Genomic DNA, 21,229 nt, shown 5'->3' with positions numbered 1-21,229 from the left:
TCCCGCATGCCCTTTCTACTGTCCCCAGCCACCGACTCCCCTGGATTCTCTTCTTTCATGTTTAGCTCAGGGTGAAATCCTGCGAATTCATGAGTTTGAGTGAGGAAATTGAATCACTTCGAGGGAGTTTAATAAAAGGGCGTCTGCCGCCGTCGATGAGATCAGATCGGGAATGTTATCAAGTTCTTGTCATTGTGTTTTGACAAGAACTTGATAACATAAATATATAAAGCCGCATAATCAGCGGCTTCTAATGATACTATGTTTTTGTCACCCGACACTTAGCCACCAGTTCTTCTTGCAGCTCCCTTTTTAAGTCCTCCAGTTCTTCTTTAAGCTCAATCGGAATCTGAATTGGTACTCTGGACATATTCTTCCCCCTTGGTGTATACATTTTTCCGGATCTCGTAAGCATGCACGAAAATGTATACATTTCATCCTGGCTGAAGTGTCGCCGGTTCGGTTAATTGTATACATGCGCGGCTTGGATCGAGCCCGGCCGTTGCCGCGGGCGCTCGCTTTATGTATACAACTGCTGAATTGATGTACTTGATCAGAAAACTTCTGTAACTTCAAAATCCTCGATTGGAAAAGGCGCCTTTTGGCTACATTCAAACGCCAATTCAAAATTAAATCATACTAATTTCAATTCTATATGAAACAAAATCATTGGAAAATGCGTTTAAATAGTAAACCCCCCAGTAATGGGATGAATTTACACAAAGGAAGTGAATTAGGTCACAATTTCAGCAATTGTTGTATCATCATTAAATTAATGTAAGAAGGGAGCAGACAAATGAAAAAGAAACTTCGATTCCTAACCAGATTTAGCACGGCTGCAATATTGTCTCTATCTCTGATTTCAGGCTCAGTATTTGCACAGGATTTCAATGATCCGACTCCAGTTCTTCCAGGAGAAATCCCCATTGAGGCAGGCCCTGCACCACAAAATGCTGTAACGCAAACTTTTTCAGAAGTCGAATATGTGAAAACTCAAATACTTGATGATCGTGCAAAGGTACAAGAATTCGTCACTTCTAATATGGAGGATATTTACGGTGGAGTATACACCGATGAAGATGGCTATAATGTTATTTTACTGACAGACACGTCACTTGCTAATGAAGAAAAAATCAAAAGTATCGCAAAGTTCAAAGATAAAACCAAAATTCAAAAAGTGAAATATTCCAAGGAGAAATTGTATTCCTCTAAGGAAGCATTATCTGCTTTAGCAATAGAATTAGGTCTTGAAGGGGTCGGAATTAGTGTAGAAAAGAATAAAGTGAATGTCTACATCACGGAGGAAAATTATAAAATCAATAAGGAAACAATACTTAAACATATTGATGAAGATATGGTTAATTGGGTATTTGGCGATCTTGTTGTCAAGAAAAAAGCATACAATCTTTATCCCGGTGAACAAGTTGAGAGAACTGTCACGGGCGGTGAATATCAGTGTAGCCTTGGTTTCAACGGGCGTGCCAATGGAAACGATGTCGGCGTTATAGCAGGGCATTGTGGAAATGGTACTTGGTATGATAAATCGGATGGAACTGCCGCTATCGGGAATATGTCTAATGGAAGTCTACTTGGAAACTTTGATGCTGGATATATCCGTTATACTACTAATGTAACTGTGACTCCAAGCGTCTTCCTTAATGGGAATTCTATGACAATCGGAACAACGGATTATGCAGGCTATTACCGAGAAGTAGGAGATTATGTAAGAGTCCATGCACGGTCCGGTAATGGTTCCAGCTTCGGTCCAGTTCAAGTTATTGATAACTCCTTTGACATTCCTGGAGATACACAAGATGTAGTTGTCACTACGCTATCCGGTGCAATTGGTGGAGACAGTGGAGGGCTGGTTTACTCTATCGCTAACAACGGAACAAAAAACTATGCTCGTATAGAAGGAGTTTATGCAGGATCGCTATTGGACCAAAATGGCAATGAAGTTTACGATTACTTTTCGAAGTATAGTCGTGTGTTTGATGGTCTAGGAATGTCCGGTGTTTATACTGATTCATCGTTTTAAATAAACACGCTTTTGTGGCTAACCAATCCACAAAAGCGTTTTTTAACATTGTAAATGACACTAGTTCTTGACTTTTACGGTAGCATTGGCTTGGGCGGGATAGGAGTTTTTAATTACTCCTTCAATACCTAACTCCACATTATCACCTATTGCTATAGTGTCATACACTTCTGGATTTTTGAGCGTTATCCAGATTGCATCAGGTTGGTTTTGTTTGAGAAGTTCTGATACTGACATGTTGCCAGTTTCAAGTTCAGGTTTATGCCTGACTACCAATATTTTCTGGTCTTCTTTTGCAATCACATAGCCACTTGAACGATCCCATTTCTCAGGATTGATTGATTCATTTCCAGAGCAACCAACAATAAACAAGAAAAGACAAGGTACTACAAGCAAACTCCACCTTTTCATTCATATTCCTCCTAAAACTGTTGTACCTTCCTCAATAATTGACGGTTTTTCCCTATAGAATGTTGCTATCAAATTCATACTAAATTTCGTTGCCAGGCTCCATGATACATCGGACTAAAGGATACTTTTTACGTTTCCATGCCTCTTTCTTGTAGAAAGTAGCCCCGATACTTGTACATTTATAAGCCAACCATTGCAACGGATTTGCCCGTCGAATCTCTATTGAAAATATTCATGTTTTTTGCCAGTTCATGAAGCCGTTCTTCCTTGTAATGATCCGTATAAAATAATACACTAACCCCCTTTTTCGAAGCTAGTCGTCGAATTTTTGCTGCTCTTACAGCAATCATATTCCAATCCGTGAGAGATCCAATATGAAATTCAAACGTATTAAACAACCGATTGTACCATATACCGTGTCCGTAATTTTTCTTGGAAATGGTTACTTCGACAATAGGATAAATTATAGCAGCTATTAGAAAAAAAAGAGAAATTGATGTACCGAGAATATTAGCTCGAATAGCAAAAAAACTCCCGATAATAGCCATAGTGAATGATAGTGAAAATACAAACTCGGTTATCTGCAATTTTATTTTCAATTGAGCTCTTCTCCCTCGGTGATTTGTGTAGTGTTTTACTACCTCCAATACGCACACAGGTCGCGGTCGACAGCTTCAACTTACAAGTGTTATCCTTTAGGAGATAGGGTTAACCTCGAGAAATGTGGTAATATGATCCGTCTTCATTGAATCTATAGCCCTGGGAATCTAAGTGACCGCGCACGTTTTTGTACAGTGTTTTTCCTATGCTAATGTACTGACCGGACTCTCTTTGTGCGATGTTCAATGCATCTTCTAGTAGAAGTAACTCCGCATTACTGAACTGTAGCACTTCCTTTTTATTAGCTTCTTGGCTAACATCTGAAATGTTGTCATATCGTTTTGCAATCCATCCCAAGTTTTAAACAGTCCCTTCCATGATTTTTCAGAAAGAAGTCAGTAGAATTCTCAGCCGATGAACTCGGCTCGCTTCTTCCATTATATCTCATCTTATCATCTCCTACATAGAAGACGACTACTCTACTCCCACGCCTTAGCGTGGAAGTGGGTCTTATTTTGAGTTTAACGGAATCTCATCTATTAATTCCGAACCCGTATTCTTAACGTTCCCTACTGCAGCAGAAACTGGATAGGAAAGCATGTTGGCAGCAGGGAAAGGAGATAATAATTCCTGAAGCTTTTCTTTATCTTGTACATCCGGATCCAGCCAGATGTCTGCTTTTTTATCATCCAAAATAACCGGCATTCTATCATGCACATTTGCCACCAAATCATTTGGTTTGGTAGTAATTATGGTACAACTGCGCAGTGTCTCTCCGTCCGGATCCTTCCATTCGTCGTACAAACCGGCAAAGCCATACACGCCCTTTGATTTGATCTGGAATCGATACGGCTGCTTTTTGTCCTTCCCTTCTCTTTTCCATTCATAAAACCCGTCACTCGGGATAATAATACGTTTCGTGGAAATAAGATGTCGAAAGGCCGGCTTAGATTGTATCGTTTCAGCCTTGGCATTAATCATCTTATAACCAATTTTAATATCTTTGGCCCAAAATGGAACAAGTCCCCATCTATATCCTTCCAATACCCTTCTTCCGCTACTTCCATTTACGACAGCGATCGTTTGAGAAGGCGCTATGTTGTAACGCGGTTTTAACTCATACTCGACCCTGCTCACTTTAAAATGATCGACGATTTCATTTTCGTTAATAGTTAGGGTAAATCTTCCGCACATTGATATCCCCCCATTCTTATTAATATTATCCAATATCACCGATAATTAACTTCCACAAAACACCAGGATTGTCTATACGCATGCCATCGATGAAGGGTGAGCTTACTTTACGACCTCTTAATTGCCGGGAAGTGGAAACATCGGAGGGCTCTGCATTTGAGAGGGCTCATCGTACACATGATGATGTACGTTGAGTCAGCGGTCATAACCTGGAGCATCACGCCGGGATCTGCGACGATCGAACGGGCATCGACAGCGGCGATTACCGTATCAGCTCATGGATCAGCTCACCGGACTTCAGTTCTCACGGCGTACTCGACGTTTGCGCGTACTTCCGCAAAACCGGTGTTCTCCAAAGGTAGAAATGCATAAATTACAGCACGTTTTGGATTATAAATATTGAATATCAAACAAGCCATTTGCGTATTTGGGGGGCTTGAATCCTGCCCAAATCAAACTGAATCAATTTATCGAGATCGTTTATTGTTCCGCATCGCTAAGGAGTATTTCATCTCGTACGATGAGGGCATGTGGAGCTGATACCCTCTAGCCAAAGAAAAGGGACGATATGGCGTTTTCTTCTAATCCAAAATTAAACGGTGCAAAGAAATCGTAATGCTGTCTTCCTTGGAGTGAACATAGTATAAGCTACGAACATCAAAGTTCAAAAGTTGGCGTGTATATCTTTCTATTTGCTTCTTCAAGAATACCTTAAGCGTTGATACGAAGATCCGATAGAATTGCATACAAATATGATGGTCCCATCAGATCTTGTAACGCTCTTGGTCCGGATACTGGCATACGTTTCAAAGTCTTTTCAATTTGTGTTTTGGAAATAAGATAATTTGTGGTACTTGGTACCAGATTATACCCGGCTAGTTTATAGGTATAAGTCCTCCCTCTTATTTGCCGAAACTCGCTTCCTTCGTTCTCCATGATACGTTGCCAAATCATTTCAAGAGTACCCTTAGTGTCTATCTCTCATCCATTTAGATGCCCCTATGACTCAGAATGGTTACCATAATCTTCATACTACAAGAAAAAGCCTGTACTTTTAAGACGAACAGCTCTTTAAAAAATGTTGGAGTAGTGAACATGAACTACTTCACTTTTAATAATTGGCCATCACTTTCCTTATTCGCATGATATAAATAGAAGATGAAAATGGAATGATGTGGAGGGCAAATATGACCAAAACTGTAGATCTCACAAAACTGTTCAAAAAGGCTCTTGAATTACTAAGGACTGATTTATCTAAGGCTGAATTTGAACATATCGAACCTTCTGCCACGCGGTTTTTAAACGAGATTCAGCAAAGAATTAACAGTTGGGATGAATCTTCTTCAATTTCGATTTTCGAACCCTACTGGCTCGATAAAAACGCTAATGATGTCTCGGCCGAAGGCGTTGCTAAAATGAACAAAGCTAATTTTACTGTCTTTGTCAATGATCCAATTACTCAAGACAAGTTGAAGCAGTTGCTCATGCTCCGCAAAAATGCTGATCTGGATTACAGGATGCCCGCTAAAATCTCGAAAGTTGGACTTATAGAGCATTTGGATCGTTTTAATTTCTCACGGGGAAATAAGCCTGTTTTCTATGTCCATCGCATGCTAATCATGATTTTTCCAGAGCTATTTACTTCAATCGCAGATCGGGTAAAGCTGGATGAGAGTTCGAAAGTACTTGGCATCAAGAGCAAAGGTGTTGCTTTTGAACTTGTACAGTACCAAGTCCGGGACAAGGTTAATGATTTTATTATCGAGGCAGGGCTTCAGAATGAAAGTGAGTTTGTTAAGCGGGGCATTGCATGGTGGGTGCTCGATGCTGTCAAAGCGCTAAAAGGATAATTCACAGAGGGCGAGTAAACCTACGAGTTGGATCTCCGGATGTTTCCAAATCAGATAATCATCGTTGTAATATTCAATACGGCACGGATACCAGCTTTCTATATCATCGGAATCGCCTTTGTATAGGTATTCAATTGATCTTCCGGAGGTAAGTTCACGGCCAACTAGTGTAAACCTTCCGTTACTATTACGGGTAAGAACGCCGTCTGCTGCAATTGGCGAAGTTACAGGATCTATTATATTGTGGTGTGTAAAACTCCTAAATCTATTAAAATGGAACATAGTAGAAAGGTTGGGAGAACACATGGGACTTTGGGATAAACAGCAGCTACGTGTTCATTAAAGATCATAATCTAGTGACCGTGCAGGATGCACAAAACGCCTTGAAAGATCTGTTTGCAGAAACACTCCAAGAAATGCTGGAGGCCGAGAGCACCAGTATCTGGATTTTCTTGTCCTTGGCTCGGGACAAGAACTTGTACCGATAAAATAAAAAAGCCGCTAAATTAGCGACTTTATATGGGATCATGTTCTTGTCCCTCGACAAGTCGCAATAATGCGACTACTTACAAATTATCTCTTTAATAATTCAATAAGATGTTTAATAGAATCGCCATCTTGTTTTTGTATATCGAGTAACCATTTTTGAGTCTTCTCTCTGTTATACTTTTTACTCATCAAACATTTCATGAAAAAATTTCTTAACTTCAATACATCGTTTTCAATATGAGAAAATGTACTTTCAAACTGTATAGCATCATCCAAATATCCACTTTTCATTAAATATTTAACACGCATGGTCATCAGTTTTTTGTGCTCATACAAGGCATGAAGAGATCGTAATGTTACTGGCGATATTTCTTCCTGATCAAATACCTCTACTAAACTACGATAAACCCCTACCCCCCAAGTTCTATTTCCTGAAGTCCTACCTTCCGGGTCTAAAAGCGGTACTTCTAATGCTGCATATCTCATCGAAGTATTAAACTCATTGATATAATCTTCTAGTTGAGTCACTACATAATCAAGATTTAATTGATACTTCGACTGGTGTCCTTCATCAATTCTTTTTAGCAATTGGACACCTTTAAATTCATTAGTATCCGAATACTCACTTTCCACAGCTTTTTTAAACGATTTATACTCTACAACTTCACGACTATAAGTCCCATTGAAAAAATCAGCAACATAAAAATGCTCATGCTTAGAATCGTAACCATATACAAAAATATCATGACCTATATGGTTGGAACTACGATATAATGGCAAATAAAAGGTGTCAACACCTAAATATACATAATAACCTAAGTTTATGCTATTAATTATAAAATCACAGACATCCATTTCAATACTATTAAAAATATCCTTCTTTATAAATTGTACTTCGACTAGAGGATAATGTATTCGGCTTAAAGGTTCATATGTATCCAGGTAAGTATCAAAATTAGTTACTGCAGGATATATTCCACAAAATAATTGTACATGATTATTAAATAGCCAATCATAAAAGTGAGGATGATTGTTAAGTATAGAAGTAATATTAGCACGGAATGGATAACTTTTAATTAATGGTTCACCCATTTCTAATATTTGTTTCATTCTTCTAATCTCCTTTTACTCAATATACGATAATTTTTGGCGTATAATTTTCCCATTCTCATTCCTAGGTATTTTATTCACATTATAAAAATAATGAGGAATCTTATAAGGGCTTAAATTTTGTTGGCATATCTTCTTTAGTTCAGTAATAGAGTTGTCATCAGCATTATTTGTTACTAATAAAGCTATTATTAATTCACCAAGAATAGGATCCTTTTTACCATAAACCGCAGCATCTAATATATCCTTTTGCTTAACTAAAAATTCTTCGATCTCCTCAGGGTATATTGTATTTCCTCCAACCAGAATGACATTCTTTTTTCTTCCAATAATACATAGTTCCCCTTTTTCGTTCAGGTATCCTAAATCCCCTGTTCTTAGCCAATTATTATTTAGTACTTCTCTCGAAGCTACTGGATTATTATAATAACCAATCATATTGCCAGGACTATTAATTAGAATTTCGCCGATCTGATTTGTTTTACATAGTTCATTATTCTCAGTGATTATTCGAAGTTGGATGCCCTCAAAAGGTCTACCGACAGTTTTATCATCAGTGCTAGGATATATATCACTATCGGGGTCAGTACAAGAAACTCTAGGCCCTGCCTCTGTAAGTCCATAGGCTTTTATTATTTTTGTATTTGGTAATTTCTTTCTAGCTTCAATTAGTTCTTGCGCCGGAGTATAATCACCGGCGCTAATTATAAATTTTAAAGATGATAGTAAGTCTGGGTCTTTTGGAGGGTAACGATTCATTAAATGCAAATGTGTAGGCACACAACCCAGTGAATAAATTCCATGCTCCTTTATTAATTTGTAAATATCTCGTGGAAAAAAGGGTTTAGAATAAACTACTGAAGTACCACCTAAAATTAATTGTGCCAGTAGTTGTGTTGTGTTCACGAAACTTGATGTTAGTGGAAGGATAATTAGTGTCTTATGAATACTATTTTTAAAAACTCTGTTATTATGCCTTTTTGCGACCCATAACAAGCCAGAATGAGATAATTGGACAATCTTAGAGGATTTGCCTGACGTCCCTGAAGTCGGTATCAAAACTGCTGTTCCATCTTTTAAATACCTTATATCCCTGTCATTATTGATAAAGGTTTCTTTTTCGCTATAGTTTAGAATTTTTATATTGAATTCTTCGCGGTCTAATAAAACATCCTCTCTATCTGTTATAAGAATAGTTGAATTCGTTTCTCGAATATGATTTTTAAGTTCCTGTACTGTGCTTTTTATTGATACTGGAACAACAACGCTTCCGGAAAAAAGGATCGCTAAATATGAAATATAGTAAAAAATAGGGTTATGAAGACATACAGAAATATTGGTTGGGTTTCCAAGTTTATTTGAAAGCTTTAGAGCCTCTTCCAACAATGAATCATATGTGATACTTTCGGTGTTCCATATTACTGCGATATTATCTGGGTATTTTCGTGCTGTTTCAGTAAATACACTTTGTATAGTATTAGTGCTCATATACATAATATGATCTCCAATGAAAAATAATAAAATATGCTGGATTCAAAAACTATGACAATGGAATAAAGGATCTAACCTTTCCTGTACTTGAATCTGGAATTATTATGTCAACTTTTTCTGTTGTCACAAATATATCGCATTTCAAAAACCTCTTTAATGCCTTTTCTATTTCTGTCTTAACATTTTTATCAATAATACCTTTTCCGGTATATTTTATATGGAACAGTTCGTAGTTTTTTTGTTCAACTTGTATTTGTATAATATCAGCTATAGGATTTAATAGAAGCCAAATTTGTGAGAGAACTGATCTATTTACAGGGCCTTTAGGTGTGATTACAGATTCACCCGTTCTACCTAAAATTTCAAGGATAGGTTCGTTTGAGCCACAAGAACATTCTTCCTTTAAAAAGCGACCTACATCACCAATTCTATAACGTACAAGAGGCATAGCTAATTGCATCTTTCCAGTTACGATAATATCTCCATACTCCAATCCGTATTCGTTGAAGAAGAAGAAGTTGGTTTCTCTAGTAACAGTTTCGCTCATGGGTTCACTTTTGTTTAGTGGTATAGCAAGTGCTGCTCAAGCAGGCTTCAGTTGGTGGCCGACTTTGAGAGAAGGTTCAACTGGTGGTTATGTTTCAGGTTTACAGGCTAACTTGTGGGCGTTCGGACAACAACCATATACAGCGATTGATGGTAGTTTTGGATCCGGAACAAAAACAGGGGTTATGAACTTTCAAAGATATGCGGGTGTTACCGCTGACGGTGTAGCTGGTTCATCTACATGGAATAGGTTCGATTACTACTCATTCTATTCAACCGATAAACATTGGTACCTAGATAGCCCCCAAAGCTCGACTTATTGGACCTTCTACGATGCAAACGGAACTAGAGTATCATACGAAGTACTGTATAAGTCTAATAACGCGAGAGTTAAATTCGGATATGTCAATTAATTAACAAGGAGGTACATTATACAATGAAGATAAAAAAAATACTTGTTACATGTGCGACAGGGGCTTTACTTCTAACAGGTGCTGGATATGCGTATCAGTCCTATGCTGCCGAAGGGGATACTACGATTCCAGAAGTGGTTACAGAAGAAAATACAGTACAACAAAGTGAAGGAATTACCGCCTCAAACACTCAAGAAACAGTAGTCCCGCCTGATCCGGGAGTTCAAGACAAGAGAGTTGATCTGTCTCAGCTTCCAGAGGGTGTTGAAGTGCGTATTCCTGAATCAATCAAGGACACAGCTCCTGCAGGAATAAGTGCTGCACAAAGCAGTGATGTTCCTAATTTGAAACAACTCACTCCTATCACTGCTAATGAAGTTGCTCCTGGTGAGTTTCATTTCATAGCAAGATACCAATCGCAAAATGGTGCTGAGATTATTGTAAATCAGGTACCTGTCGAGGGAAGTACCATCGAGACTATAAAGGGCTTCTATAAAGAACCGACAGAAGTTACCGAAATCAACGGCCATACCGTTGTTTATGTAGATGGCGAACATAGAAAAGCCGCACATTTATTCTTGAATGATCATCTGTTTAATGTCTCCACCTCCACTGGAGACCTTGATGATGTAATGAATGTACTCCAACAAATTCAGGAGTAACAATAAAAACCCACCGGGATTGAACTGTACCTCCAATGTTAGATGTGTCTAACAATTGGGGTGCAGTTCATACGCGGTGGGTTTTCGCTTGTTTAACTTCCGTCAAATCCATCGATAAAGCTTCCGCAAAATGCCTAGTTGCTCCTTTCTTTGAGTGTGCCTTTTGGATTACTCTTTAATTTCTTTCGCTAGTTCAATCAGGTAATCAAGAGTCACATCTTCATAAACTGTACCCACGGTAAATACATGATCATTTGTAACAATGTGGACCGTTTTCCTTGGGCCTTCATCTGTAGTCACTGCTTGGAATCCATTGATATCAATCACGGACACTTCACTAGAGTCATATATGCTCAAATTTTTAAAATAGTCAATAGACACCCTTGGGTCACGGTCTACTTGGAAAAACGTTACTTCTGATCCGCTCTTAAGAGCATAGATTACTTGTTTTTCTACATTTGTTCCCCAATCAGTTTCATTTGCCAATACCAATTTCTCAATAGAATTGTTAGACGCAGTACTTATATTCGCTTGAGACATTGTTCGATCTGCCAAGTCTAACGGAATATGGATATTATCAGTCGAAGCATTTTCAATATCAATATTTACAGTAACCGGTTCAGGACGTTGATTTTCAGTAAAATCGCTTTCATTAACAACACCTTCCAAATCAGACGGTGTAGACTCAGATATGCTGCTTTCATTTACATTTGTTACAAGCGGTTGTTCAGCGGTATAAGCATAAATTGAAGTGCTTGCTCCCAAAGCAGCCACTATTCCTAAAGAAATTAGAATAGACTTTTTCATGTATTCATCCTCCTATTGATTTTATTGAGTATATTCGAGATAACATTAGAGCCATCTCTGGAAAACCAAACCAGAACTTACCACATTTCCATTTGATCTGTACTGAAGATAATAATTCATAGTTACATCGACGTTAGTCGCATAGTATGAATATATAGTTTGGTAGGTTGTGCTACCAGGATGAAGGTAACGGTATTCTCCATACCCCCCAGTAGGCATCACATAAGTATCCATCCTTGACCATGTACTTGAGCCAGCAACCCCGTCTGATGTCAATCCTTCTCTTGATTGGAAAGCTTTCACCGCATTTGTAGTGCCAGAACCATAACTGCCATCTATCGTTCCTACTGTTGATTGATATCCAGATGACCACAAGTTAGCTTGAAGTGCTCTAACATACCCTCCAGAAGAACCGGAACGAAGTGTTGGGAACTCCTCCCTGAAAAGTGCATCAGCTGCAGTACCTAAAAATAACATACTGGATAGAGAAATAGATGAAGCAAGCAATAAGACTTTCGACAGTGCTTTTTTCATTTTACCACCTCGTATTCTTATATTAACTTCATAAACTTGTAAACCATTACATCACAAATTATTACCATAAACACCATTTAATATAAAAATAGTTATTAAATTCCTAAAAATAGGGGTGGTTACCTACAAAATACTTAAAACCTAAGTATTCCGTTGGTTATATATATAAACACCTAAACCAGACTAAAGGTTAGGAAGAGTTGAAGAAATTTATCCGATATGCTGAATTATCGATAGGATACAAGGTGTTATTAGTGGAGAAATAAGGGGTGAAATTTAGGACTCATGCTAGCAATCCCAAGATATCGCTTTATAATGCTAAAAGAATAGAAGCGATTGAAAATCTGGAAATGCTTACAAAGGTGCAGCGTGAAATACAAAACTACCCGGGGGCGCCCGCAACAGAATTTTTTCGAGAATTTACTGTTTTAAAAATAAAGAAAAAGCCTAACTCTGCTGAGTTAGGCTTTTTTATCTAACTTCCGAATTAACTGACTCACGTAACCTTGGGAAAAACCAAGCTTTCTTGCCCATTCGCCTTGCGTAGCGTTGGGATAGGTCTCCATCACCTCGGCGAGCCGCCTCAAGGCATTGTCCCCTTTTTTTCCTCCAATACTACTCCCCTGTTCCGGTTGATCATCGCTTTCCAAAGCGGCGGCGCTTTCAAGGATGGCCATTGAGTCTAAGTCAGGTTGAGACACCATATCTCGTAAACAAGATCCACAAACTTGCCGCCCCTTGAAGTAACTTATCGACTCCATCGAATCACAAAACAAACATCCCGATTGATATTTACGAAACATCAATCGATTCGCCTGATCATCGATAAAAATCTCAACCGGCTCTCCCACATCCATCCCCAAAACCCGTCGTAATTCGATGGGGATCACAATCCGGCCAAGCTCATCCACCTGCCGGACAATTCCTGTACTTTTCATATAGCTTCCTCCTTCAAGCAAAAACTTTGCAACCCATTATGTTATCATCCAAGCTTTTTAGGACTTCAATTCATTTTGCTTACTGGACGTTGTGAAATATGTCGTTTCTAGTTAACACCAAATTTTATTAGAATTATAGATGAATTTACCTAATAAATCTATATTTCTATATAATTTGGTATTTTAATTATGGTTGGCTACGTTGCGTACCGGCTATCTAAATGACCGCTTTACCCCACATAGTCCGACTTTTTTATATTCAGAAATCCGGTACACCCACCAAGATGAATCGGCCGTCTTCCGGAAACGATAGCTAACACACAGAGCGGTTGCTAAAACCATAACCCTTGAATTACCTCTAGGGAAAGTTCAAGATATTTCGATATAATTTCTTGAGAGACAAACTTTTAGGCTTAGTGACAGGGTAGCTGCTCTAGACCGCAAAGTATTGTTTTCATTCTCTAGTCAATAGATTACACTCGAATTATTATAATATATAAGTTGGTTTGTTTATTATTATTTTGTCCACTATAATATGTAAAAAATTAATAATTGGATTTGTGTAGTGGAATCCTTGATCAGAATGAATCAGTGCATCTGATGTAAGTGTTATTGACCGGTTATTTTTTAGCTTTTTAACCGTTTCTAGTGCAATATCAAGCGTAATCTTATCCGACACCTGATAAGCCAAAATTTCATTGGTAGATGCATCTTGAATCGTAGAGAGATATGCTTTCTTCCCTTGTCCATAAAATAAATAGGTAATATCAGTAAGTAGTACTTTCCCAGGAGTTTCTTGTTTGAATTTACGGTTTAATTCATTTTTTAATACACGATGTTCCTGCGTAGCCTTAGCCATTTGACGATAAGGATTTGCTTTTCGGATGGGGCAAACAATGTTATATTTTTTCATTATTCTACGGATCCGTTTTAAGTTAAAGTTCACACCAAATTGAAGGGCTAACGTCATCTTAATCTGACGTGCTCCTTTTTTGCGATTGCGGTAACGAAAGGCTTTGAGGACCCATTCCTTAGCCTTTTCATCCTGTAGATCCCTCTGATTGCGACATAGCTGTGCCTGCATTGAAAAATGATTATAGTAGCCTGATCTGGATACACCAGCGATCTGACATAGGTACTTGACCATACGAATAAGGTGAAACTTTTGGATAACGGAATGAATTAATGTGAATTTTGTTGTATTAGCTATTTGAATTTCTTGTTCATCAGTCTCCTTTCTTCCATTTCGAGCTTTTATAACAGTTCGTTTTCTGCTTGTAATAGTTTGTTTTGAGCTAACAAACGTTCATACTTCTCCTCCATCGATAGCTCACGACCCAAAGGTCTACCTGAGTTTCCCTTACGTGTATCTGTAAGTCCATCTAACCCACTGGTCGTGTATGCACTCTTCCAACGTTTTGCAGCCTTATTTACACGAACCATTCCGAGGATTTCAATGTCAAAGCCGCAGGACTCAAAGATTTCTCTGGGTAGTCGACCTGACTCATATTCTGCAATAAATAAGCGTTTGAATTCATCTGTGTACGTAATACTCTTTTGACTTACGCTTTTCACATACGGATTGGATTTTATCTTGTTCACATCACGTTGACTAAATTAACTTAATACTCATGGTTTTCTCCCCGAATTTTATTTCCTTAAGTATATAGAAAAGTACCCCGTAGAGTAGACCTTTGGTGTCTACTCTACGGGGTACATTTTATATTACTGGCTGACCTTTTTTATAGGTTCTTATTATAATGACAGTCAGGATAGAATGTAGCGCATCGTTTTGAATTTCCGGCTGTCGAACAGGGTTTCGTTGTCCAAGCATACTTTATGACACATTTATTAGGATAGTTCCTGCCTAGCTGACATTATCTAAACGAGCGTGTCAAAACCTCTCGAAATATAAAGCTCTGCTATGTCACATTCTTGTGGAAACATCCCAAAAAGCAAGCTAAATCTGAACCCTACAGAATTTAAAAGCAAATGATTCTTTATATTGAATTATTAAATGGACAAAGAGAAACAAATGATTTCATTTTGGTAAAAATAACGACCCCAAAAACAATTTAAGTGTGAATAAATGAGTCATATGGTGGAAAAGTATTTAACAAAGGAGGCTGTTCACACTGCTGAATATATTTAAAATTCATGAAACATTTGGTTGGATTTTTTACTTTCGGAGTTATTTTTTCTAAAGACTGGGTATATTCCCCTGCTTGTCCTGATAATTATCAATTTAGTACAGATATATGTTACAAATCGCCTTGCTAACGTCGAGGTAAAACCAAAATAACCTGCATCATTAATATGGCACCAGAACTCCGCTTAGACTGCAAAGCTAAGGAAATCCCATTATATAAAGCCCAATTTCTCGGTGTTGTAAGTGGGAAATTAGGCTTTAGTTAGTTCAAAAAAGCACCCTAGGAGGAATGGATTATGGAGTCGTCAGAAATAATCACGATATATCGGGAAGTATTAGAAGGAAAGCGAGCACGTTTTCCTAACTATTTTTTTGATGGGAAGCAAGGAAAGACACATCTTATCTGTCTAACTCAATACTTATTAGAAAAGCATCTGAACATACCGACTAAGGATATTCCTAATAAAGTGAATGCTAGACTCCTGTGGAGCCACCGCCTGCGGCCTCCAGCCAGCATGCATGGATGGAGTTTTATGGAACTAATTCAACATGCCTATCCCGGGCAATTTCACTCATGGCAATTTAAACAGGTATCGAATGGTTATTGGAGGGGACACATAGGATTAGAACGTGCTGTGGAAACGATCAAATATGTTATTGAAAATAAGTGCAATATTCCACACAACAAAATCCCACAGCACATAGACTGTCACTTCTTTAAACAACATAGGTTGACTGGTATTCTTTCTTTGTTTGGTGATTCTCCATATCAGGCCATTAATGCCGTATACCCAAACCAATTTCAACCTTGGGAATTTAATAATGTCCCTATGAATTATTGGAGAAGTGATCATAACATTAAAAAGGCCATGAACAGTCTCATTTTTGATAAGCTTAGCTGTTCCTCATACGATGAAGCTCATTTAAAACTAAAGAAGACCCACTTTGAAAAGTATGGATATTCCGGATTATTTCAAACAGCATTTAACATGCGATTATATAATGTAAGAAAGTGGTTAGATGAAGCCGGCGATTCAGGTAAATAATGATTCAGTTCGAAGGTGCTTGGAAGTTCTTATTGCCATTCGGAGCCAAAAATCCCTACCGAAAATAGAGGTTCACGAGAGTCTCTATCCAGAAGTCTTTCATCTATTGTATTGAGTTACTTCTAGTTCATACATTGGGTTTTCGTTTCCCGCTCGTTACTCTATATCATGAATGAGAACATAGGGATGACGAAAATCTTTGGTAAGGTTAAAAAGAGATTATAGAATTGCGGTGAAAGGTCTAATATGAATATCTAACAGACAACCGTCAAAGGCTGTCTGATTTTTTACTTTTTAGGTATCCATTAATAGTGTGTTTTCAACACCGTGTAGATGAATAAATCTCCACATCTTTACACATGGTAAGAACTATAAAAATAAATCAGTGTTTGGAGTGTTTCACGCTATGTTTAAAAGAGGACGTCATTTTTCTATGCCTCGAAAAAAAGAGGCACCATTCATTCAAGGGAAATTATCAAATCATCATTCCGAACGGTTAAGTCCAGCGTTAGATGAGAACCTGAGACAGATCCATGCCCGAATTGGGGAAAATGGTGATGTTATCAATCGAGAGTTTCTTATCTTCGGGAAATACCGCGGGGCTATTGTATACTTGTCATCCCTGGTTGACGAACCCTCCATTTATAGAGATATACTGAAGCCTTTAATGCTGACTCCCTCACATGATAAAGACTTGGATGTTCCTTGTCAGGAATTGATCGATATGATCTGGTGTGAATATTTACATGTAAGCAAGGGAAAAAACATATCAGAAGTGAGCTTAATTCTTGAATCCCTCTTTCAAGGAAACACCCTATTCGTGGTTGAAGGCTCCTCGGAAGCCATCCTGTTAGATACGCGCACTATTCAGAAAAGAGGAATCCAGGAACCTCAAACGGAGCAGGTCATTCGTGGCTCTCGAGAGGGATACATTGAAGTTTTAGAAACAAACTTAAACCTCCTTCGTGCAAGATTGCAGACGCCTGACCTGCGAATTACCATCAAACCTATCGGCCAAAAAACCAAGTCAAAGGTCGCTGTTTGTTACTTAAACGGTATTACAAATCCAGAACTGATCGATGAAGCCAATAAAAGGCTATCTAAGATTAATACGGATGGGATATTGGATGCGGGCTACATTGAACAATTCATCGAGGATTATCCCTACTCCCCATTCCCACAAGTTCAAAATACGGAGCGACCGGATAAAACAGCCGCTTCTCTTTTGGAAGGACGTGTAGCTATTCTGGTCGATGGGTCCCCCTTTGCCTTGATCATTCCTGCGGTATTTAATCAGTTCTATCAAACCCTAGATGACTATACAGAACGTTTTATTATAGGCAGCTTGATACGTACGATTCGATTAGTTGCCTTACTATTTTCACTGTTTATTCCAGCGCTGTACGTATCGATCATTTCCTTTAACCCGGAATTGATTCCCACTGAATTTGCCGTCGCTGTGGCAAGCGGACGTGCAGGTGTACCTTATCCAGCCGTCGTTGAGATCTTGATTATGGAAGTGTCGATGGAGGTCCTACGTGAAGCCACATTAAGGCTCCCTCAACTCATTGGAGGCGCCCTCTCGATTGTGGGTGTTCTTGTTATTGGAGATGCGGCTGTTTCAGCGGGATTTGTTAGTCCCATTACTGTCGTCGTTGTTGCTTTAACCACCATTGGATCATTCGCAACTCCAGCCTATAATGCTGCGATCGCAGTACGTATGCTGCGATTTCCAATGATTATCTTAGCAGGCATGTTTGGCATTTACGGTATGGTGATTGGCATGCTATTCATTGTCAATCATGTATTGAACATTGATTCGTTTGGAGTTCCTTACTTATCCCCTTTTGTTCCAGGAAATAAGCAAGGGCTAAAAGATTCTCTTATGAGGGCGCCATTATGGTGGATGTCTCACCGTCCAAGCCACCTGCATACACTCGATAATACGAGGCTCTCAGACAATGATCAGCCCAGCACAGATTCCGTATTACAACCAACAAGAGAAGAGAGATAAATTCATGTACAGACAAAGATCCATAACCTGGTTTCAAGCATCGGCCGTAGTCATCAGCTCTATTATTGGTGGTGGTGTACTCGATATCCCTCGTATCGCAGCTGCCACTGCGGATAGTGGCGCTCCTCTCATCACATTGGCTGGAATTGCGATTGCTTTATTGGGTATTTGGTTGATAACCGTTTTAGGCATGCGTTTTCCGAAGGAAAATTTGTTTCAGTATAGTCAGCATATCCTCGGAAAGCCAGTTGCATATTCGGTTAACCTATGTATGGTTCTTTTCTTTGTAATCCTTACAGCCTTGACCGTAAGGCAGTTTGGCGAGGTTGTGGTTTCCGCGGTATTGCGGAAAACACCTATTGAAGTCACCATCATCATATTATTGCTGCTTGCCACTGTAACGACGCGACGAAACATAATCAGATTTTCTTACATCCACATGTTTTATTTACCATTTATCCTCGGACCTGTCCTTGGTATTGCATTGATCTCACTTCAAAATGCTGAGGTACTCAATCTGCAACCCATCATCGGTAACCATCCCAAGGACGTTATTGGGGGGGGATTGTCCATCACAGCATTGTTTCAAAGCTCCTTGATTATCACGTTGATCATTCCCTTTATGAAAAAACCAGAGAAATCATTGAGATCCAGTATGCTTGGAGGGACTATTGCTGGATTATTGTATTTCATCATCGTTATCTCAACTGTTGCTGCTTTCGGCCCTCAAGAGACTATTCAACTGATTTGGCCAACACTGGAAATAGCAAGATTAACTTCCCTTCCCGGTAAAATTTTTGAACGCTTAGACGCTATATTTATTGCCGTGTTGGTTATTACTGTGTTCACGACCATTTATGCTACATATTATTTGGCAAGTTATGCTGCGCGCGAGACGTTTGGTTTAAAGGATCATGGTTTTCTTTCAAGCTTTCTTCTCCCCTTTCTATACCTTGTTGCCATGATCCCACAAGATATATTTCAGTTATACCGAATGGGTGAAATCGTAGGTAAAGTTGGCCTTTCATTAACACTGGGCTATCCATTACTACTATGGATTATCGCTGTAATACGAAAAATAAGGGGGAATCCCGTTGAAGAATAAATTCATGAAAGTCGTTGTTTATCTGCAGCTCCTAGCTATTTCTGTGCTATTGAGTGGATGTTGGGATAGTACCCAAATCGACGATCGTGCCCTTATCTTAGGATTAGCGATCGATGAGGCTGGCCCGGAAGCCTCCAAAAAGGAAGATCTCGCGAATCACAAAGAAAGAGATGTTAAACAACTTAATAAAAACATGATCCGTTTAACTGCTCAAATCGCGGTGCCTGGACGCGTTCCACTCGGTCCTGGCAATGGAGGTAGCTCAGATAGTAAAAAAAGCAGTCCGGTTTGGGTTGTCCAGGTTGTGGGTCACACGATCGAAGATGCGATGAATAATTTGCAACAGGAAATAGCAGATCCTCGCTTTTTAGAACACCTCAGGATCATCGTGATCAGTGAGAATATCGCGGAGAGAGGTTTGGATGATCTGAATGATGTTTTTCGCAGGAATGCGCAAGTCCGCCGTTCAACCTGGTTACTCGTTACCGATACAAAAGCTTCTGATTTGATGGAAGTTGCTCCTCCTCTCGAACGCGTACCCACTTTATATGTACTTTCTATGCTGGAAAAATCCGTTGAGATGGGGAAATTTCCAGAGATGTATTTGTCACACTTTTGGAATAATGGTTCTAAACTTGGACAAAACCCGTTTTTGCCCTATATTTCGATACGAGAAGGTGAAAATATCCTGATTAATGGATTTGCTTTTTTCAGAAATAATAAAATGGTTGGAACAACGTCGAGCCCTATTGAAATTGGCGTATATATGGCAGCAAAAGGGATAAATCCTGGAGGTTATACAGTCCTGTTCCCTGTCCAAGATACGGGTTATGTCATGGTTAGAGCCAAAAAACGAAAGAGTTACACTAAAGTTCGAATACAGAATGGAAAGCCACATGCTGATATTGATGTTTATATTCATGGTGAACTCGTTGAAAAACTCTCTGCGAATACAAATATTGACACGACTCTAGACTTGAAAAAAATTGAGGAAGAACAAGAACGGAGAACAACTATGGCTATTAACGACCTGATAAAGGAGACGCAAAAGGTTAAGTCTGATATTTTTGGTTTGGGTGAATATGTAAGAGCCCATGAACGATCCTACTGGAATGAGAATGTTCGAGCTAAGAATGATTGGGAGAACTTGTATGCCGGCATGTCCATACATGTGAACGTTAAAGTGAACATTCGTAGAGTAGGTATGAAAGTTAAATAAGGGAGGATCTTTTGAAGATGATACTTAATCTAGGGTGGTCCTTGGTGGCTCTTTTCGTCCTGTCTGGATTATTTTTATTAGCTGTAGAAGGTCCGACATTTCGGAGAAAACACATGAAAAAAGAACGAATGGTTGCGCTTAGGTTAGGATGGATCCAATTAATCCTATCTGTCTTTCTGACTTCTATCGTGGTCACCTTGCAATTCCTTGGAATAGGTCGGTAGTAGAAAATTGAAAGCAGTTTATTTTCGTGCTATCTAGAGGTATTCATAGCAAGAGTGAACCAGGTTTGAATTAAAAACTCACTGAAGTTGATGTACCGCTTTATCAAGGTAGCGGCAACCCCTGCGATCTCATGCTTTATCCGTTGCAGTCACGGATAGAAAGGTGTTGTAGTGATGCAAGCAAGCATGGAGTAAGATATCTATATGCATAAATGATTAGTCCTGCTCACAAAAAAATCTTCGCTTACACTTCACTGTCTTCATCTATCCCTAAGTCATGCTGATAGATCAAATTTTGCCCATATATACTGCGAGTCCCTTAGTGAAGATCAAGTAGTAAACATATGTACACAACCGACCCCTTACCAAAAAAATTCATATCCTCTAGG

The 21,229-nt window shown here is 38.9% G+C and carries 20 protein-coding genes and 3 pseudogenes; 12 read left to right on the top strand and 11 right to left on the bottom strand.

Annotated elements, in window-relative coordinates; translation table 11 throughout:
• The first annotated feature begins 796 nt into the window (after positions 1-796).
• Positions 797-2,038 carry a chymotrypsin family serine protease gene (locus AK95_RS14875; protein WP_071220747.1) on the top strand — a complete coding sequence of 414 codons (1,242 nt, stop codon included), beginning with the start codon at positions 797-799 and terminating at the stop codon, positions 2,036-2,038.
• Positions 2,039-2,098: 60 nt separating this feature from the next.
• Here AK95_RS14875 and AK95_RS14870 read toward each other — a convergent pair whose 3' ends face one another.
• The 3 genes from AK95_RS14870 to AK95_RS14855 form a co-directional block, all read right to left on the bottom strand.
• On the bottom strand, positions 2,099-2,449 hold the full coding sequence (locus AK95_RS14870; RefSeq protein WP_063477440.1) for a DUF3221 domain-containing protein: 351 nt from the start codon (positions 2,447-2,449) through the stop codon (positions 2,099-2,101).
• A 179-nt stretch (positions 2,450-2,628) separates the two neighbouring features.
• Positions 2,629-3,048: a hypothetical protein gene (locus AK95_RS14865; RefSeq protein ID WP_063477439.1), complete on the bottom strand. Its 420-nt coding sequence runs from the start codon at positions 3,046-3,048 to the stop codon at positions 2,629-2,631.
• Between the two features lie 511 nt (positions 3,049-3,559).
• The gene (locus AK95_RS14855) at positions 3,560-4,243 is read right to left on the bottom strand and encodes an SOS response-associated peptidase (protein WP_063477437.1); all 684 of its coding nucleotides are present in this window, start codon (positions 4,241-4,243) and stop codon (positions 3,560-3,562) included.
• 156 nt (positions 4,244-4,399) lie between these two features.
• Here AK95_RS14855 and AK95_RS34150 point away from each other — a divergent pair, with 156 nt between their 5' ends.
• Positions 4,400-4,615: a hypothetical protein gene (locus AK95_RS34150; RefSeq protein WP_162487585.1), complete on the top strand. Its 216-nt coding sequence runs from the start codon at positions 4,400-4,402 to the stop codon at positions 4,613-4,615.
• Positions 4,616-5,430: 815 nt separating this feature from the next.
• Positions 5,431-6,093 carry a hypothetical protein gene (locus tag AK95_RS14850; protein ID WP_071220746.1) on the top strand — a complete coding sequence of 221 codons (663 nt, stop codon included), beginning with the start codon at positions 5,431-5,433 and terminating at the stop codon, positions 6,091-6,093.
• Here the strand turns inward: AK95_RS14850 and AK95_RS35340 are convergent.
• Positions 6,082-6,375, bottom strand: a complete 294-nt coding sequence (locus AK95_RS35340; RefSeq protein ID WP_162487584.1) for a DUF5348 domain-containing protein — start codon at positions 6,373-6,375, stop codon at positions 6,082-6,084. The genes AK95_RS14850 and AK95_RS35340 overlap by 12 nt on opposite strands.
• 22 nt (positions 6,376-6,397) lie before the next feature.
• Here AK95_RS35340 and AK95_RS35335 point away from each other — a divergent pair.
• A pseudogene (locus tag AK95_RS35335) lies at positions 6,398-6,524 on the top strand (IS256 family transposase); the annotation flags it as partial.
• 142 nt (positions 6,525-6,666) lie between these two features.
• Here AK95_RS35335 and AK95_RS14845 read toward each other — a convergent pair.
• The 3 genes from AK95_RS14845 to AK95_RS14835 are packed head-to-tail and all read right to left on the bottom strand — an operon-like array spanning position 6,667 to position 9,730.
• Positions 6,667-7,692, bottom strand: coding sequence for a cysteine peptidase family C39 domain-containing protein (locus AK95_RS14845; RefSeq protein ID WP_063477442.1), 1,026 nt, complete (start codon positions 7,690-7,692; stop codon positions 6,667-6,669).
• A 15-nt stretch (positions 7,693-7,707) separates the two neighbouring features.
• Positions 7,708-9,186, bottom strand: coding sequence for a class I adenylate-forming enzyme family protein (locus AK95_RS14840; RefSeq protein WP_063477443.1), 1,479 nt, complete (start codon positions 9,184-9,186; stop codon positions 7,708-7,710).
• Positions 9,187-9,232: 46 nt separating this feature from the next.
• The gene (locus tag AK95_RS14835) at positions 9,233-9,730 is read right to left on the bottom strand and encodes a phenylacetate--CoA ligase family protein (protein WP_063477444.1); all 498 of its coding nucleotides are present in this window, start codon (positions 9,728-9,730) and stop codon (positions 9,233-9,235) included.
• On the opposite strand from AK95_RS14835, the gene AK95_RS35330 reads away from it, so the two are divergent.
• Together AK95_RS35330 and AK95_RS14830 are read left to right on the top strand one after the other, a co-directional pair.
• Positions 9,729-10,142, top strand: coding sequence for a peptidoglycan-binding domain-containing protein (locus AK95_RS35330; protein ID WP_063477445.1), 414 nt, complete (start codon positions 9,729-9,731; stop codon positions 10,140-10,142). The two genes, AK95_RS14835 and AK95_RS35330, sit on opposite strands and share 2 nt — an antisense overlap.
• Before the next feature lie 23 nt (positions 10,143-10,165).
• Positions 10,166-10,804 carry a hypothetical protein gene (locus AK95_RS14830; RefSeq protein ID WP_063477446.1) on the top strand — a complete coding sequence of 213 codons (639 nt, stop codon included), beginning with the start codon at positions 10,166-10,168 and terminating at the stop codon, positions 10,802-10,804.
• Positions 10,805-10,972: 168 nt separating this feature from the next.
• Here AK95_RS14830 and AK95_RS14825 read toward each other — a convergent pair whose 3' ends face one another.
• Complete coding sequence (locus tag AK95_RS14825; RefSeq protein ID WP_063477447.1) at positions 10,973-11,611, bottom strand: hypothetical protein; 639 nt, start codon at positions 11,609-11,611, stop codon at positions 10,973-10,975.
• A 45-nt stretch (positions 11,612-11,656) separates the two neighbouring features.
• Positions 11,657-12,145: a peptidoglycan-binding domain-containing protein gene (locus tag AK95_RS33450; protein WP_074961862.1), complete on the bottom strand. Its 489-nt coding sequence runs from the start codon at positions 12,143-12,145 to the stop codon at positions 11,657-11,659.
• A gap of 269 nt (positions 12,146-12,414) precedes the next feature.
• On the opposite strand from AK95_RS33450, the gene AK95_RS14820 reads away from it, so the two are divergent.
• Entirely contained in the window at positions 12,415-12,624 is a 210-nt protein-coding gene (locus AK95_RS14820; protein WP_063477448.1) for a hypothetical protein, read from the top strand.
• A 377-nt stretch (positions 12,625-13,001) separates the two neighbouring features.
• On the opposite strand, the pseudogene AK95_RS35325 reads toward AK95_RS14820, so the two are convergent.
• Together AK95_RS35325 and AK95_RS14810 are read right to left on the bottom strand one after the other, a co-directional pair.
• Positions 13,002-13,083 (bottom strand): annotated as a pseudogene (locus tag AK95_RS35325) (hypothetical protein); the annotation flags it as partial.
• A gap of 553 nt (positions 13,084-13,636) precedes the next feature.
• Positions 13,637-14,685: pseudogene (locus tag AK95_RS14810) on the bottom strand (IS3 family transposase); the annotation flags it as partial.
• An 843-nt stretch (positions 14,686-15,528) separates the two neighbouring features.
• On the opposite strand from AK95_RS14810, the gene AK95_RS14800 reads away from it, so the two are divergent.
• The 5 genes from AK95_RS14800 (at position 15,529) to AK95_RS35320 (ending at position 20,840) form a co-directional block, all read left to right on the top strand.
• A complete protein-coding gene (locus tag AK95_RS14800) occupies positions 15,529-16,278 on the top strand; it encodes a DUF4046 domain-containing protein (protein ID WP_063477451.1) in 750 nt (249 codons plus the stop codon).
• Positions 16,279-16,684: 406 nt separating this feature from the next.
• Entirely contained in the window at positions 16,685-18,292 is a 1,608-nt protein-coding gene (locus AK95_RS14795) for a spore germination protein (RefSeq protein ID WP_082834227.1), read from the top strand.
• Positions 18,240-19,397, top strand: a complete 1,158-nt coding sequence (locus tag AK95_RS14790) for a GerAB/ArcD/ProY family transporter (protein ID WP_235613119.1) — start codon at positions 18,240-18,242, stop codon at positions 19,395-19,397. The genes AK95_RS14795 and AK95_RS14790 overlap by 53 nt, the downstream gene beginning before the upstream one ends.
• Positions 19,387-20,616: a Ger(x)C family spore germination protein gene (locus AK95_RS14785; RefSeq protein ID WP_231887923.1), complete on the top strand. Its 1,230-nt coding sequence runs from the start codon at positions 19,387-19,389 to the stop codon at positions 20,614-20,616. Before AK95_RS14790 ends, AK95_RS14785 begins: the two co-directional genes overlap by 11 nt.
• Before the next feature lie 17 nt (positions 20,617-20,633).
• On the top strand, positions 20,634-20,840 hold the full coding sequence (locus tag AK95_RS35320; protein WP_063477453.1) for a CLC_0170 family protein: 207 nt from the start codon (positions 20,634-20,636) through the stop codon (positions 20,838-20,840).
• Positions 20,841-21,229: the final 389 nt, after the last annotated feature.

Origin of the sequence: Paenibacillus sp. LC231 (assembly GCF_001860525.1) — a bacterium.
Lineage (GTDB): Bacteria > Bacillota > Bacilli > Paenibacillales > Paenibacillaceae > Paenibacillus_AQ.
Note: the sequence above shows the minus strand (reverse complement) of the source record. Positions and strands in the feature narration are given on the sequence as shown.

Bases quoted from the DNA above. Each gene is read 5' to 3' on its own strand.
- AK95_RS14855 (WP_063477437.1), bottom strand. From the start codon at position 4,243: ATGTGCGGAAGATTTACCCTAACTATTAACGAAAATGAAATCGTCGAT.
- AK95_RS35330 (WP_063477445.1), top strand. From the start codon at position 9,729: ATGGGTTCACTTTTGTTTAGTGGTATAGCAAGTGCTGCTCAAGCAGGC.
- AK95_RS14870 (WP_063477440.1), bottom strand. From the start codon at position 2,449: ATGAAAAGGTGGAGTTTGCTTGTAGTACCTTGTCTTTTCTTGTTTATT.
- AK95_RS14835 (WP_063477444.1), bottom strand. From the start codon at position 9,730: ATGAGCGAAACTGTTACTAGAGAAACCAACTTCTTCTTCTTCAACGAA.
- AK95_RS14795 (WP_082834227.1), top strand. From the start codon at position 16,685: ATGTTTAAAAGAGGACGTCATTTTTCTATGCCTCGAAAAAAAGAGGCA.
- AK95_RS14830 (WP_063477446.1), top strand. From the start codon at position 10,166: ATGAAGATAAAAAAAATACTTGTTACATGTGCGACAGGGGCTTTACTT.
- AK95_RS14800 (WP_063477451.1), top strand. From the start codon at position 15,529: ATGGAGTCGTCAGAAATAATCACGATATATCGGGAAGTATTAGAAGGA.
- AK95_RS14825 (WP_063477447.1), bottom strand. From the start codon at position 11,611: ATGAAAAAGTCTATTCTAATTTCTTTAGGAATAGTGGCTGCTTTGGGA.
- AK95_RS35340 (WP_162487584.1), bottom strand. From the start codon at position 6,375: ATGTTCCATTTTAATAGATTTAGGAGTTTTACACACCACAATATAATA.
- AK95_RS35320 (WP_063477453.1), top strand. From the start codon at position 20,634: ATGATACTTAATCTAGGGTGGTCCTTGGTGGCTCTTTTCGTCCTGTCT.
- AK95_RS14845 (WP_063477442.1), bottom strand. From the start codon at position 7,692: ATGAAACAAATATTAGAAATGGGTGAACCATTAATTAAAAGTTATCCA.
- AK95_RS14790 (WP_235613119.1), top strand. From the start codon at position 18,240: ATGATCAGCCCAGCACAGATTCCGTATTACAACCAACAAGAGAAGAGA.
- AK95_RS33450 (WP_074961862.1), bottom strand. From the start codon at position 12,145: ATGAAAAAAGCACTGTCGAAAGTCTTATTGCTTGCTTCATCTATTTCT.
- AK95_RS14850 (WP_071220746.1), top strand. From the start codon at position 5,431: ATGACCAAAACTGTAGATCTCACAAAACTGTTCAAAAAGGCTCTTGAA.
- AK95_RS14840 (WP_063477443.1), bottom strand. From the start codon at position 9,186: ATGTATATGAGCACTAATACTATACAAAGTGTATTTACTGAAACAGCA.
- AK95_RS14875 (WP_071220747.1), top strand. From the start codon at position 797: ATGAAAAAGAAACTTCGATTCCTAACCAGATTTAGCACGGCTGCAATA.